General features: G+C 71.0%; 18 protein-coding genes and 1 pseudogene. 15 read left to right on the top strand and 4 right to left on the bottom strand.

What is annotated here, in order from left to right; all coding sequences use genetic code 11:
• Positions 1–32: 32 nt before the first annotated feature.
• The 5 genes from ACFV7R_RS38925 (at position 33) to ACFV7R_RS38905 (ending at position 2,727) form a co-directional block, all read left to right on the top strand.
• Positions 33–467: a roadblock/LC7 domain-containing protein gene (locus ACFV7R_RS38925; RefSeq protein ID WP_129803880.1), complete on the top strand. Its 435-nt coding sequence runs from the start codon at positions 33–35 to the stop codon at positions 465–467.
• 2 nt (positions 468–469) lie between these two features.
• On the top strand, positions 470–841 hold the full coding sequence (locus ACFV7R_RS38920; protein ID WP_385272940.1) for a DUF742 domain-containing protein: 372 nt from the start codon (positions 470–472) through the stop codon (positions 839–841).
• Entirely contained in the window at positions 819–1,445 is a 627-nt protein-coding gene (locus ACFV7R_RS38915; protein WP_385272889.1) for an ATP/GTP-binding protein, read from the top strand. Before ACFV7R_RS38920 ends, ACFV7R_RS38915 begins: the two co-directional genes overlap by 23 nt.
• Positions 1,446–1,507: 62 nt before the next feature.
• Complete coding sequence (locus ACFV7R_RS38910; protein ID WP_385272886.1) at positions 1,508–2,077, top strand: GAF domain-containing protein; 570 nt, start codon at positions 1,508–1,510, stop codon at positions 2,075–2,077.
• A gap of 59 nt (positions 2,078–2,136) precedes the next feature.
• The gene (locus tag ACFV7R_RS38905) at positions 2,137–2,727 is read left to right on the top strand and encodes a TetR/AcrR family transcriptional regulator (protein WP_385272883.1); all 591 of its coding nucleotides are present in this window, start codon (positions 2,137–2,139) and stop codon (positions 2,725–2,727) included.
• Between the two features lie 15 nt (positions 2,728–2,742).
• Here the strand turns inward: ACFV7R_RS38905 and ACFV7R_RS38900 are convergent, their stop codons facing one another.
• From ACFV7R_RS38900 to ACFV7R_RS38885, 4 genes and pseudogenes are all read right to left on the bottom strand, one after another.
• The gene (locus ACFV7R_RS38900; protein ID WP_385272937.1) at positions 2,743–3,348 is read right to left on the bottom strand and encodes a GPP34 family phosphoprotein; all 606 of its coding nucleotides are present in this window, start codon (positions 3,346–3,348) and stop codon (positions 2,743–2,745) included.
• A 123-nt stretch (positions 3,349–3,471) separates the two neighbouring features.
• A pseudogene (locus ACFV7R_RS38895) lies at positions 3,472–3,729 on the bottom strand (YbfB/YjiJ family MFS transporter); the annotation flags it as partial.
• A 17-nt stretch (positions 3,730–3,746) separates the two neighbouring features.
• Positions 3,747–3,938: a YbfB/YjiJ family MFS transporter gene (locus ACFV7R_RS38890; protein WP_385272880.1), complete on the bottom strand. Its 192-nt coding sequence runs from the start codon at positions 3,936–3,938 to the stop codon at positions 3,747–3,749.
• 55 nt (positions 3,939–3,993) lie between these two features.
• Positions 3,994–4,296 (bottom strand): muconolactone Delta-isomerase family protein, encoded by a 303-nt coding sequence (locus ACFV7R_RS38885; RefSeq protein ID WP_385272877.1) that lies wholly within the window; start codon positions 4,294–4,296, stop codon positions 3,994–3,996.
• A 115-nt stretch (positions 4,297–4,411) separates the two neighbouring features.
• Between ACFV7R_RS38885 and ACFV7R_RS38880 the strand changes: the two genes are divergently transcribed.
• From ACFV7R_RS38880 to ACFV7R_RS38835, 10 genes are all read left to right on the top strand, one after another.
• Complete coding sequence (locus tag ACFV7R_RS38880) at positions 4,412–5,341, top strand: LysR family transcriptional regulator (protein WP_385272874.1); 930 nt, start codon at positions 4,412–4,414, stop codon at positions 5,339–5,341.
• A gap of 140 nt (positions 5,342–5,481) precedes the next feature.
• Positions 5,482–6,195: an SDR family NAD(P)-dependent oxidoreductase gene (locus ACFV7R_RS38875; protein WP_385272871.1), complete on the top strand. Its 714-nt coding sequence runs from the start codon at positions 5,482–5,484 to the stop codon at positions 6,193–6,195.
• 33 nt (positions 6,196–6,228) lie between these two features.
• Positions 6,229–6,648 carry a YybH family protein gene (locus ACFV7R_RS38870; RefSeq protein WP_385272868.1) on the top strand — a complete coding sequence of 140 codons (420 nt, stop codon included), beginning with the start codon at positions 6,229–6,231 and terminating at the stop codon, positions 6,646–6,648.
• A gap of 208 nt (positions 6,649–6,856) precedes the next feature.
• On the top strand, positions 6,857–7,885 hold the full coding sequence (gene tdh / locus ACFV7R_RS38865) for an L-threonine 3-dehydrogenase (protein ID WP_385272865.1): 1,029 nt from the start codon (positions 6,857–6,859) through the stop codon (positions 7,883–7,885).
• Between the two features lie 27 nt (positions 7,886–7,912).
• Positions 7,913–9,106 carry a glycine C-acetyltransferase gene (locus tag ACFV7R_RS38860; RefSeq protein ID WP_385272862.1) on the top strand — a complete coding sequence of 398 codons (1,194 nt, stop codon included), beginning with the start codon at positions 7,913–7,915 and terminating at the stop codon, positions 9,104–9,106.
• Positions 9,107–9,142: 36 nt separating this feature from the next.
• Entirely contained in the window at positions 9,143–10,045 is a 903-nt protein-coding gene (locus ACFV7R_RS38855; RefSeq protein ID WP_385272859.1) for a LysR family transcriptional regulator, read from the top strand.
• A 36-nt stretch (positions 10,046–10,081) separates the two neighbouring features.
• On the top strand, positions 10,082–11,455 hold the full coding sequence (locus ACFV7R_RS38850; protein WP_385272856.1) for a B12-binding domain-containing radical SAM protein: 1,374 nt from the start codon (positions 10,082–10,084) through the stop codon (positions 11,453–11,455).
• A 48-nt stretch (positions 11,456–11,503) separates the two neighbouring features.
• Positions 11,504–12,091, top strand: a complete 588-nt coding sequence (locus ACFV7R_RS38845; protein ID WP_385272853.1) for a helix-turn-helix domain-containing protein — start codon at positions 11,504–11,506, stop codon at positions 12,089–12,091.
• The gene (locus ACFV7R_RS38840; protein WP_385272850.1) at positions 12,088–12,621 is read left to right on the top strand and encodes a GNAT family N-acetyltransferase; all 534 of its coding nucleotides are present in this window, start codon (positions 12,088–12,090) and stop codon (positions 12,619–12,621) included. Before ACFV7R_RS38845 ends, ACFV7R_RS38840 begins: the two co-directional genes overlap by 4 nt.
• Positions 12,622–12,651: 30 nt before the next feature.
• A complete protein-coding gene (locus ACFV7R_RS38835) occupies positions 12,652–13,011 on the top strand; it encodes an MmcQ/YjbR family DNA-binding protein (RefSeq protein WP_385272847.1) in 360 nt (119 codons plus the stop codon).
• The last annotated feature ends 159 nt before the right edge of the window (positions 13,012–13,170 follow it).

Here is a 13,170-nt window from a genome sequence, read left to right as displayed (position 1 = left end):
CAGACCTTCGTATCCCAAGGAGTCGATCCACCATGGCGACCGATGCCCCCACCGGCCATGTATCCGATCTCGACTGGCTGATGAGCGGCCTCGTGCAGCGCGTACCGCACACCAGCAGCGCCGTGCTCCTCTCCTGCGACGGGCTTGTGAAGTCGGTGCACGGCCTCGACCCCGACAGCGCCGACCACATGGCCGCCCTGGCCTCCGGTCTCTACTCACTCGGCCGCAGCGCCGGCGTCCGCTTCGGCGACGGCGGTGACGTCCGGCAGGTCGTCGTCGAACTCGACTCCACCCTGCTGTTCGTCACCACCGCCGGCTCCGGCACCTGCCTCGCCGTGCTCGCCGGCCGCGAGGCCGATGCCGCGGTACTCGGTTACGAGATGGCGATGCTGGTCAAGAGCGTCCGCCCCTACCTGGTGACCGCGCCCCGGCAGCACGCCGTCGAACCCACGGCGATGAGGCCTTGAGCGTGGCCACGGCCGGCGACGGGCCCTGGCTCGACGACGCGGCCGGACGGCTGGTGCGCCCGTTCACGGTCAGCAACGGCCGCACCCGCCCCAGCGTCGCGCTCGACCTCATCTCCCAGGTGATGGCCACCGGAGCCACCCCGCTCGGCTACCTCGGTCCCGAACACGCACAGGCCCTGGACCTGTGCCGCGCCCCCGTCTCGGTCGCCGAGGTCGCCGCCCACCTCAAGCTGCCGGCGGCAGTCACCAAGGTGCTGCTGTCGGACCTCGTCGACTGCGGCGCCCTCACCACAAAGCCCCCCGAGTTCCACCACAACACCACGGACCGGGCCCTTCTGGAGGCAGTGCTCGATGGACTACGACGACAGCTCTGACCACAACTACGGCGAAGGCACCGATCCCTTCCCCACCGCGCTCAAGATCCTGGTGGCGGGCGGGTTCGGGGTCGGCAAGACGACCTTCGTCGGAGCCGTCAGCGAGATCGCGCCGCTCAGCACGGAGGAGCTGCTCACCACGGTCAGTGCCGCCACCGACAACCTCGACGGGATCGAGAACAAGGTCGAGACGACGGTGGCCATGGACTTCGGCCGCATAACCCTCGACCCGCAGCACGTGCTGTACCTGTTCGGCACCCCGGGGCAGGAGCGGTTCTGGTTCATGTGGGACGAGCTGTGCGAGGGCGCGCTCGGCGCGGTGATCCTCGCCGACACCCGGCGCCTGGAGGAATGCTTCGCCGCCGTCGACTTCTTCGAGGAGCGCGGCCTGGGCTTCATCGTCGCCGTCAACGAGTTCGACGGGGCCCACCGCTACGACCCCGAGGAGGTACGCGCCGCCATCGACCTCGACCCGGACATCCCGGTCGTCCGCTGCGACGCCCGGATCTCCGCCTCCGGCGTGCAGACCCTGCTCACCCTCGTACGCCACCTCATCGCCCACGCCCCTGCCACCCCGGCGCCGAGCCACGGCGCCCACATGTGACACCCCCAACCCTTCCCACCGGAGCCGCATATGACGTACGCGCACAGCGACGGAACCCGGCCATGAGCTACGACCCGCCGCGCCCGGCCGGTCGTCTGCTGCTCACCCCCGAGGACAAGGAGGCCCCCGCCCGGACCCGGCGACTGCGCGGGCTGGGCCTGGGAGAGCGCCCCGAGCCCGCCCTCGACGCCTTCGCGGGCCATCTGGCGGCGCTCACCGGCTCGCCCTACGCCATGGTCAACTTCCTCGACGAGAACGGCCAGTTCTTCGCCGGCCTGCATGCGCCCGCCGTAGGACTCGTCGTGAAGGAGGACGGAACCCGGCCCGATCTCGGCCGCTCCCTGCCCCGTGACCACGGTTTCTGTCCCCATGTGGTGGTCCGGCGCAGGGCCCTGGCCCTGGAGGACGTCCGCGACTATCCGCGGTTCGCGGGCAACCCCGTGGTCGACGAGTACGGCATCCACTCCTACCTCGGAGCGCCGCTCATCGACACCACGGGCATGGTGCTCGGCACCGTGTGCGTCGCCGACGTCGCGCCGCGGCCCTGGGGGATGACCGGCCTGGAGGCCATCAAGGCGTCGGCGGCCGAGCTCGTGGCGAGCCTCGAGGCCGGCGGGCTCCCGCTGCTGTGACGGAGGACCGAGCCCGGCGGTACCAGCCGACCGGTCTAGTACCGCCGTACACTCCATGCATGGGACGCACCAGTGACGCCAAGCAGAAGATTCTCGCTGCTGCGCGCTCGTTGATCGAGGGGCGCGGTTACTCGGCGCTGGGCGTGGCCGAGATCTGCAAGGCGGCCGGGGTGCCGAAGGGCAGCTTCTACTACTTCTTCGAGTCCAAGGAGTCCCTCGCGCTCGCCGTCGTCGACGAGCACTGGGCGGCCCAGAAACGCGACTGGGCGCGCGTCCTGGGCGCAAACGCCGAACCCCTGGAGCGGCTGCGGCAGCTGTTCGAGGAGACGGAGGCCGGCCAGCGCACCGTCCAGCAGGGCTGCGGCACCGTGTCGGGCTGCCTGTTCGGGAACCTCACCCTGGAGCTGAGCAACCAGACCGAGACCGTCCGCGGGCGGCTGCAGGAGATCTTCGACGCCCAGGTCGACATGGTCGAGTCGGTCGTCGCCGAGGCGCGCGAGCGCGGTGATGTCACCGTCGCCGACACGCGGGAGGCGGCGCGGGCGGTGGTGGCCCAACTGGAGGGCCAGGTGATGTTCGCCAAGCTGTACAACAACACCCAGCGGCTGAGCCCCCTCTGGCAGAACTGCCGGGCCTTGCTCGGCGCCTGATCCGCCGGACAGGCCTCAGTAGCCGCGCCAGACGTTGTCGAACGCGGCGTCCTCGATCGCCTTCCGCTGTCGTACGGCCTCCAGCTCCATCACCGCGTCTCCGACGGCGGCCAGCACCGTCGTGGCCGCGTCACCGGCGAGGGCCTCCGCGTCCTCGGCCGGTTCGTCGCGGAGCCCGGCGGCGGCAGCCAGGGCGGCCAGGACGGGTTCGCCCGCCGACCAGCGGGCCTCGGCCTGGCGCCGGGCCGGCGAGTCGACCAGTACCGTCCGCCCGGTCCGCAGCGCAAGCCGGTGGCTCCGAGGTCGGGCCGTCAGCCCCATCCGCTCGAAGTCGTCGACGTAGGCGGAGGAGAGCCCCCGGCCCCGGCGCCACAGCCAGTCCTCGACCGACTCGTACGGCTCCTGTCGTACGAGGGCCGCGGCAGCCTCGTCCAACAGTCGGTCCCCTGTGGGCGCCTGGGCGCCCGGCAGGATGCGGTCGCCGTCCAGGACGAGGGCCTTGGCCTCGACGAGGTCGAACACCTCGGCTCCCGCCAGGGCGAGCGACAGATCACCCTGCTCCACTGGGCGGCCGGGCGCCGCGTCCAGGGCGACGATCGCGAGGTCCCGTGCAGTGGTCATGAGCGGCTCCAGGTCAGTTCGCCGAGTGCGGGGGAGAGCGTCGGGTCCGGCGCCCTCGGTCGATTCTCGCCGCTGTTCGGGGGCTGTGTGTCGTACTACGACCATGTGGTGCGGGAATCCGGTCCGCAGCACGGCCGCGAGCGCGGCCGCCGCCCACCAGGCGGTCCGCCAGTCGGCGACGGACCGCAGGACCAGGACCAGCAGACCGGACAGTGCGATGCCGGCGCCCACACCGCCGAACGCCCAGCCGGGCAGGTGCGGCGGGTGTTCCCGCAGGTGGTGGAGGAGGGAGGCGACCGCAACGACGAAGACCAGGGCACTCGCCACCCCGGCCGGCTGCCGCAGCGAAGCCCACGCGACGGTGCTGTGGGTGGCGGGCATCGCGGCGAGCGTGCCGGTCAGCAGGAGCAGCGAGCCGCGCAGGACGGCACGCGAACGGACCAGGGCGGGGCAAGGATGTCCGCGAGTGCCCCGACGAGATGGCCGACGTGGTCGGCGGTGGCCGGGTTGGCTCCGGCGGCGGCCGACAGACCGGCCTGGGTGTGCATCAGCGGCAGGACCGGGGTGTAGACGAAGTGGCCGACGCCCATGCCCCCGCGAGCGCCGTGGCGGACCGGGCGACACGGCACCGGGGGGACGTGGTGCTCACTTCGTGCTGTCGGCGTTGCCCGGGTCGTTGGGGTGGGACTCGAGCGGGGTGACGGTGATGGTCATCCACGGGCGCAGGGGCAAAGTGCCGAGCACCTTCTCGTGGAGCTCCTCCTCGTCGGCGGCCCGCCACACGCCGATGCTGCGCAGCTCGCCCACCGGACGCCACAGTCGGGCCAGGTTGCCGGTGGCGGCAAGCTCCTTCGCGCGGACCGCCTCGGCGGCCCGTCGCCGGTCGACCTCGTCCTGGCTGGTGCCCTCGGGGACGGTGGTGGTGATCTCGGCCAGGAACTCCCGCATGATCTGCCTCCGGTCGTGCTCGTCGGGTGTGCCCCCATCGTGGGCCCCTCACCAGCATCGATGCCACGACCGGCTTCCTCGCTGCTGATAGGCGCAGCCTCCCAGCGCACGTAGCATGGCGCGTGTGGAACTGCGTCAGCTGCGGTACTTCGTCGCGGTCGCCGAGGAACTGAACTTCGGCCGGGCCGCCGAGCGGCTGCTCATCGCGGGCCCCTCGCTCTCCCAGCAGATCAAGGCGCTCGAACGGGACCTGGGCGTCCGGCTGTTCGACCGGGACCGCCGCTCTGTCTCCCTCACCCCGGTCGGCGCCGCCCTGCTCCCGCACACCCGCGCCCTGCTGGAGCAGGCCGACGACCTCAAGCGCCGGGCCGGTCGGCTGGCGGGCTCGGAGTCGGTACGGCTCGGCTACGTCAACTGGCTTCCTCCGGACCTGACGTCACGTACGGCCGCCGTGGCCAAGGTGCACATCGACGCCTGGGTCGCGCCCTCCCACACCCAGGCCGCCCGGGTCGCGGACGGCAGTCTGGACCTCGCCGTGTGCTGGGTGCGCAACGAGGACCTGAAGCGGCTCGGGCTGCGGGGCCGGCTGATCGGCGCCGACCGTCTCTACGCCGTGGCCAAGGGCCCGCGCACCGGCGATGTGCGAGCCGGGGACACCGACGTCCTCATCGACGACGACATCACCTCCTGGCAGTCCTGGAACATGTACGCCGAAGAGCTGGCGCGGACCACCGGGGCTCGTGAGGTGCGCATCTCCGACGGGGCCGTCACCGGTCCCGCCTTCTTCGACCACGTTCGCCGATGCCGCCGCCCGGTCGTCAACTCGCCCAAGGGACAAACCAATCCCATCCCGCCCGACCTGGTCCGACGCGAGATCGTCGAGCCGAAGATCTACTGGACCTGGTCCCTGGTCCGGCGCGAGAACGAGGACCGCCCCGGGGTGCTCGACACCGTGGACGCCCTGTGCGACGGCGTCGGCGACCTCGGGATCCACGCCCCGGACGCCTGGCTGCCCGCCGACGACCCGTACGCACTCCCGCACTGATCTGCACTGCGAGCCTGAGCCTTCCAAGCGGGAGGAAACGAGTCCCATCCAGCCTTTGACGTCGTCTGTTCGCCGACCTACCTTCTCAAATAGTCGACCGGTCGGCTAGTAACCGGTCACCCACTTCGGAGAAGGTCACCTTGAGCACGCAGAACCAGAAGGTCGCGGTCATCACCGGCGCTTCGCAGGGCATCGGTGCCGCCCTGGTCGAGGGCTACCGCAAGCTCGGTCACGCCGTCGTCGCCACCTCGCGCACCATCGCCCCCGCCGACGACGCCGGCATCGTCACCGTCCAGGGCGACATCGCCGACCCGGCCACCGCCGAGCGCGTCGTCGCGGCCGCCGTCGAGCGGTTCGGCCGTATCGACACCGTGGTCAACAACGCGGGCATCTTCATCGCCAAGCCGTTCACCGACTACACGGCCGAGGACTACGCCGCCGTGACCGGCATCAACCTGTCCGGCGTCTTCCACATCACCCAGCAGGCGATCCCGCACCTCCTCGCCCAGGGCGGCGGCCACATCGTCAACGTCACCACGAGCCTGGTCGACAGCCCGGACTCCAGGGTCCCCTCCGTCCTGGCCTCGCTGACCAAGGGCGGCCTGCAGTCCGCCACCAAGTCCCTCGCCATCGAGTACGCCACCCGCGGCATCCGCGTGAACGCCGTGTCGCCCGGCACCATCAAGACCCCGATGCACCCGGAGGAGACCCACGACGTCCTCGCGGCCCTGCACCCGGTCGGCCGGATGGGCGAAGTGAGCGACATCGTCGACGCGGTGCTCTTCCTGGAGACGGCTCCGTTCGTCACCGGCGAGATCCTGCACGTCGACGGCGGTATGAGCGCCGGTCACTGAGCGGTCGCCGGATCACCGAGGAAGGATGACGTCATGAACAGCACGACGGAAGACACCACGGTCCTGCGTGACGTCCTCGACCGTTGGAAAGCGGCCGTCGACGCCCATGAGCCGAAGCAGGTCGCCGCCGTCTTCACCGACGACGCGATCTTCCAGGGGCTGCAGCCCTACGGTGTCGGCCGGTCCGGTGTCGCCGAGTACTACGCCTCCCAGCCGATCGGGATGAGGGCCGCCTACCACGTCCTGGAGACCCGGCGGTTCGCGGACGACCTCGTACTCGGTTACCTGGACGTCGAGTTCTCGTTCACCGACCGGCCCGCGCGCCCCGTCAAGCTCGCCGTCCTGGTGAAGCGGCAGGAGGACGGTTGGTACATCGCCCACTACCAGGTCTCCCGCCTCGACCAGGCCGGTCCTCCCGAGCGGCCCCGGGCGCACTCCTACGGAAAGGTCTGACAGGTTCCGCCGCTGGATCCCGAGCCGGCCGCCCGTTCCGCGGCCGGGCGGAGGGCGTGAAGCAGAGCTGAGGCGCCGCTTAAGAAATCCTCGATGGACCGGGGGTGGCGTCGTACGGCAGATTGCTACGCGATTCCACCCCTCTCCCCGGCCGCGGGCTCCTTCGGCATGCCCGTGGCCCGGGGTCTCACCCACAGGAGCCGTAGCGTTGAAGGCGCTGGTCAAGGAGAAGGCGGAGCCCGGGCTGTGGCTCGCGGACGTCCCGGAACCCGCCGTCGGGCCCGGCGACGTACTGATCAAGGTGCTGCGCACCGGCATCTGCGGCACCGACCTGCACATCCGGTCCTGGGACGGCTGGGCGCAGCAGGCGATCCGTACGCCGCTCGTGGTCGGGCACGAGTTCGTCGGTGAGGTCGTGGAGACCGGCCGGGACGTCGCGGACATCGCCGTCGGCGACCGGGTCAGCGGCGAGGGCCATCTGGTGTGCGGCAAGTGCCGCAACTGCCTGGCCGGGCGGCGGCACCTGTGCCGGGCCACGGTCGGGCTCGGTGTCGGCCGGGACGGGGCCTTCGCCGAGTACGTCGCCCTGCCCGCCGCCAATGTGTGGGTGCACCGGGTTCCGGTGGACCTCGATGTCGCGGCGATCTTCGACCCGTTCGGGAACGCCGTGCACACCGCGCTGTCCTTCCCCTTGGTCGGCGAGGATGTGCTGATCACCGGCGCCGGGCCGATCGGCCTGATGGCTGCGGCTGTGGCACGGCACGCGGGTGCCCGGAACGTCGTGATCACCGACGTCAGCGAGGAGCGGCTGGACCTGGCGCGGAAGATCGGTGTGAGCCTGGCGCTCAATGTCTCCGGCTCCTCGATCGCCGACGGACAACGGGAGTTGGGCCTGCGCGAGGGCTTCGACATCGGTCTGGAGATGTCCGGCCGCCCCGAGGCCCTGCGCGACATGATCGCCAACATGACGCACGGCGGGCGGATCGCCATGCTGGGCCTGCCGGCCCAGGAGTTTCCCGTCGACTGGGCCCGGATCGTCACCTCGATGATCACCCTCAAGGGCATCTACGGCCGGGAGATGTTCGAGACCTGGTATGCGATGTCCGTGCTCCTGGAGGGCGGCCTCGACCTCGCCCCCGTGATCACCGGCCGCTACAGCCACCGTGACTTCGAGGCCGCGTTCGCCGACGCGGCAAGCGGCCGCGGCGGCAAGGTCATCCTCGACTGGACTGCGTAAGTCACCCGTATTTCAAGGAGTTCCCTGATGTTCGACTCCGTGCGCGACGACCTGCGCGCCACCCTCGACGAGATCCGCGCCGCCGGTCTGCACAAGCCCGAGCGCGTGATCGGCACCCCGCAGTCCGCGACCGTGCACGTCACCGCGGGCGGCCGCCCCGGCGAGGTCCTCAACTTCTGCGCGAACAACTACCTCGGCCTCGCCGACCACCCCGAGGTGATCGCCGCCGCCCACGAGGCGCTCGACCGCTGGGGCTACGGCATGGCCTCCGTGCGCTTCATCTGCGGTACGCAGGAGGTGCACAAGGAGCTGGAGGCGCGGCTGTCGGCCTTCCTCGGCCAGGAGGACACGATCCTCTACTCCTCCTGCTTCGACGCCAACGGCGGTGTCTTCGAGACGCTGCTCGGCCCGGAGGACGCGGTGATCTCCGACGCGCTCAACCACGCGTCGATCATCGACGGCATCCGGCTGTCGAAGGCCCGCCGCTTCCGGTACGCCAACCGTGATCTGGCCGATCTGGAACGGCAGTTGAAGGACGCGTCCGACGCGCGCCGCCGCCTCATCGTCACCGACGGCGTGTTCTCCATGGACGGCTATGTGGCGCCGCTGCGTGAGATCTGCGACCTCGCCGACCGCTACGACGCCATGGTGATGGTCGACGACTCCCATGCTGTCGGCTTCGTCGGCCCCGGCGGCCGTGGCACCCCCGAGCTGCACGGCGTGATGGACCGCGTCGACATCATCACCGGCACCCTCGGCAAGGCGCTGGGCGGCGCCTCCGGCGGCTATGTCGCGGCCCGCGCCGAGATCGTGGCTCTCCTGCGCCAGCGCTCGCGCCCGTACCTGTTCTCCAACACGCTCGCCCCGGTGATCGCCGCCGCCTCCCTCAAGGTCCTCGACCTGCTGGAGTCGGCGGACGACCTGCGCGTCCGGCTGGCCGAGAACACCGCCCTGTTCCGCCGCCGGATGACCGAGGAGGGCTTCGACATCCTCCCCGGCGACCACGCCATCGCACCCGTGATGATCGGCGACGCGGCGAAGGCCGGCCGGATGGCCGAGCTGCTGCTGGAGCGCGGTGTGTACGTGATCGGCTTCTCGTACCCGGTGGTGCCTCAGGGCCAGGCCCGCATCCGCGTGCAGCTGTCGGCCGCGCACTCCACGGACGACGTGAACCGCGCGGTGGACGCGTTCGTGGCGGCGCGGGCGGAGCTGGAGGGCTGAGATTCAGCACACGGGGCATTTGAGACAATCGATCCCATGATCGAAGCGCGGCGGCTCCACATCCTCCGTGCGGTGGCCGACCACCGCACGGTGACGGCGGCTGCCGCCGCGCTGTACCTCACGCCCTCGGCCGTGTCCCAGCAGCTCACAGCCCTTGAGCAGGAGACGGGGCACCGCCTGGTCGAACGCGGTGCGAAGGGCGTACGGCTGACCCCGGCCGGCGAGATCCTGCTCAACCACACCAACGCGGTCCTCGCCCAGCTGGAGCGGGCGGAGGCCGAGCTGGCCGCGTACGGCTCGGGCGAGGCCGGCACGGTCACCGTCGCCTCCTTCGCGACCGGCATCGCCCTGGTCGTCGCGCCCGCCGTGGCCCGCCTCGCCGACTCGGCGCCCGGCATCCGCATCCGGGTCCAGGACGCCGAGGGCGACGCGAGCCTGCCGATGGTCCTGGACCGGCAGGTCGATGTCGCGGTCGCCGTCGAGTACCGCGGGGCGCCGCCCGCCGACGACCCGCGGCTGGCCCATGTCCCCCTGTACGCCGAGCCCTTCGACGCGGTCGTCCCGGTGACGCACCGCCTGGCCGACGTGGGCGAGGTGCCGCTTGGGGAACTGGCCAAGGACCCTTGGATCGGCCCCTACCCGGGCAACCCCTGCCATGACGTGGTGGTCCTGGCCTGCGAGAACGCCGGATTCCAGCCCCGGCTCGAACACTCCTCGGACGACTTCCGCGCGGTCGTCGCACTGGCCTCGGCCGGGGCCGGCGTGGCCCTCGTACCGCGCTCGGCGCTGATCGGCATGGACCTCGCCGGGGTCGTCGTACGGCCTGTCGACGGTGTCGCGCCCACCCGCCGGGTCTTCGCGGCCGTACGCCGGGGCGCGGAGGAGCACCCGCTGATCCGTCCCGTGCTGGACGCGCTCGGAGAAGCATCCCAGCCGTAGGGAACCGGCCACCGGTCGAACGCAGTCTCGGCTGTCATGCGTGTGACGATGATCCTTCCGGCCCTGACCGAGGCGACGAGCCCGTTGTTCCGGCCCATCAAGTACTCGCTGTTCCCGCCGCTCGGCCTCGCCACCCTGGCCGGCTATCTGAACCCCGACGACGAGGTCACGCTGCACGACGAGCACGTGGAGCGCATCGACCTGGAGACCCTGCCCACCCCCGATCTCCTGGTGATCCAGCCGTACATCACCTCGGCCCGGCGCAGCTACGAGATAGCCGATCACTTCCGCGCCCGGGGCGTGCACGTCGCCATGGGCGGTCTGCACGTCACCTCGCTCCCCGACGAGGCGGCGGCCCACGCCGACACGATCTTCACCGGGCCGGGTGAGGACACCTGGCCGCTGTTCCTGAAGGACTTCCGCGACGGCGCCCCCGCCCGCCGCTACGACTCGACCCGGCGCACCCTGGCCGGACTACCGCCCGTACGCCGTGACCTGATCAAACGTCACCTCTACCTCGTGCCCAACTCGATCGTGGTGTCGCGCGGTTGCCCGCACCACTGCGACTTCTGCTACAAGGACGCCTTCTTCGAGGGCGGCAAGTCCTTCTACACCCAGACCGTCGACGACGCCCTCGCTGAGATCGACCGGCTGCCCGGCCGCCACCTCTACTTCCTCGACGACCACCTGCTCGGCAACCGCCGCTTCGCGGAAGCCCTGTTCGACGGCATGAAGGGCATGGGCCGGCTGTGGCAGGCAGCGGGCACGGTCAACTCCGTCCTAAAGCCCGACCTGTTGGAGAAGGCCGTCGAGGCCGGGCTGCGCAGTCTGTTCGTCGGCTTCGAGACCGTCAACGACGCCAACCTCGCCGAGCGCCGCAAGAACCAGAACATCGGCACCGACTACGCGGCGGCCGTACGGCGTCTGCACGACGCCGGGGTGATGGTCAACGCCAGCTTCGTCTTCGGGCTCGACCAGGACGGTCCCGACGTCTTCGGCCGCACGGTGGAGTGGGCGGTCACGCAGGGCATCGAGACGGCGACCTTCCACATCATGACGCCGTATCCGTCGACCGGGCTGTGGAAGCAGCTGGAGTCCGAAGGCCGGATCGTCCACCGCGACTGGGACCTCTATGACACCCGCCATGTCGTCTACCGGCCCAAGGGAATGACGCACCGTCAGCTGGAGGACGGCTACTGGCGCGCGTACCGCGACTTCTACCGCTGGTCCAACATCTGGCGGGGTGCGGCGGCCCAGCCGGGCCGGCACGAGCGGGTGCGGCACCTCGCGTACGCGGGCGGCTGGAAGAAGTTCGAGCCCGCGTGGGATCTGCTGATCCGGTCGAAGCGGGTGGTGCGGGCGCTGCCCGCGCTGGAGCGGACGCTGGCAGCCTTCGGCGGGCGGGAGTGACGGGGGCCGCAGGGCAGGATTTCTCACATCTGGGATAGCATCCCAGATGTGAAACAAGATCTTGCTGTCGAGGCCGGGCCCGACCCCGTCGACGCCCGGCTCGGCGCCCGCCTGGCCGAGCTGCGGGCCGAACGCGGCTGGTCCCTGGGGGAGTTGGCGGAGCGCAGCGGAGTGAGTCGGTCGACCCTCTCCCGGGCCGAGCGCGCGGAGATCAGCCCCACCGCCTCGCTCCTGAACCGTCTGTGCGCCGTGTACGGGCGGACCATGTCCCAGCTGCTCAGCGAGGTCGAGGCCGAACCCGCGCTGCTGGTGCGGGCCGCCGAGCAGCCGGTGTGGGAGGACAAGGCCTCCGGGTTCGTACGACGCTCCGTGTCGCCGCCGCACACCGGGCTGCGCGGCGAACTCGTCGAGGGGCAGCTGGCCCCGGGCGCCGACATCGCGTACGACCGGCCGCCCGTGTCCGGCCTCGAACAGCACATCTGGGTGCTGGAGGGGGCGCTCGACGTGACCGCGCAGGACGTCGAGCACCATCTCGACGCCGGTGACTGTCTGCGGCTGAGGGTGTGGGGGCCGACGCGGTTCCGGTGCGCCGGACCCGAGCGGGTGCGGTATGTGCTGGCGGTGGTGCTGCCGTGATCGTGAACCGGCTGGATGCCGCTCAACTGACGGACTGCGTGGAGCAGTTGGCCGGGCTGATGGTCGACACCGTGGACGGCGGCGCCTCGATCGGCTTCCTCGGGCCGCTCGACCACGCGGTGGCCATCGCCTGGTGGAAGGAGCGGGCGGCGGGAGTGGCCGCGGGACAGTTCGCCGTCTGGGTCGCCCAGGACGGCGGACGGACGCTGGGTACGGTCAGTCTGGCCTTCCCCGACAAGCCCAACAGCAGCCACCGCGCCGAACTGGTCAAGCTGATGGTGCACAGGGAGGCCCGCGGCCGGGGTCTCGGCCGCAGCCTTCTGAGCACGGCCGAGGAAGCGGCCGTCGACGCCGGCATCACGCTCCTCCATCTGGACACCGAGACCGACAGCCCGGCGGAGCACCTCTACACCTCGGCCGGCTGGACCCGGGCCGGGGTGATCCCGGACTACGCGGCCGACCCGTACGGGGTGCTGCGGCCGACCACGCTGTACTTCAAGCATGTGGGGACAAGCGCTCCCACCAGGTGATTGTCAGTGGCAGCGGCTACGGTGCCTGTCATGCCGGATGCCGAAGACGTACGCCGTATCGCCCTGTCCCTGCCGGACACGACGGAGAAGATCGCCTGGAGCATGCCCACGTTCCGGGTCGCGGGGAAGATGTTCGCCACGCTGCCGGAGGACGAGACCTCCATCGCCGTGCGCTGCCCCAAGGAGGAGCGCGACGAACTGGTCCTGGCCGAGCCGGAGAAGTTCTGGATCGCCGACCACGAGGCGCAGTTCGCCTGGGTGCGGGCGCGGCTGGCGGCGCTGGAGGGCGAGGGCGAGCTGCGGGACATCCTCGCCGACTCCTGGCGCCAGGCGGCCCCGACCCGACTGCTCGACGCCTACCCCGAGTTGGGCCTGCCTGCCGCCGACTGAAGCATCCTCCGGCGTTGTCAGTGCCCCATGGAATGATCCGGAGGGCGTGGGAGCCGGGGCGGAGGGGGCCTCGGCCACCACAGGCACGGGAGGGGCTCGTGCCGGGTCGGCCGGGGAGGGGAGCGCGGGGGATGACCGGGACGTCGTCACAGCCATCGC

The organism is Streptomyces sp. NPDC059866, from assembly GCF_042731325.1.
GTDB classification, from domain to species: Bacteria; Actinomycetota; Actinomycetes; order Streptomycetales; family Streptomycetaceae; genus Streptomyces; species Streptomyces flavusporus.
Note: the sequence above shows the minus strand (reverse complement) of the source record. Positions and strands in the feature narration are given on the sequence as shown.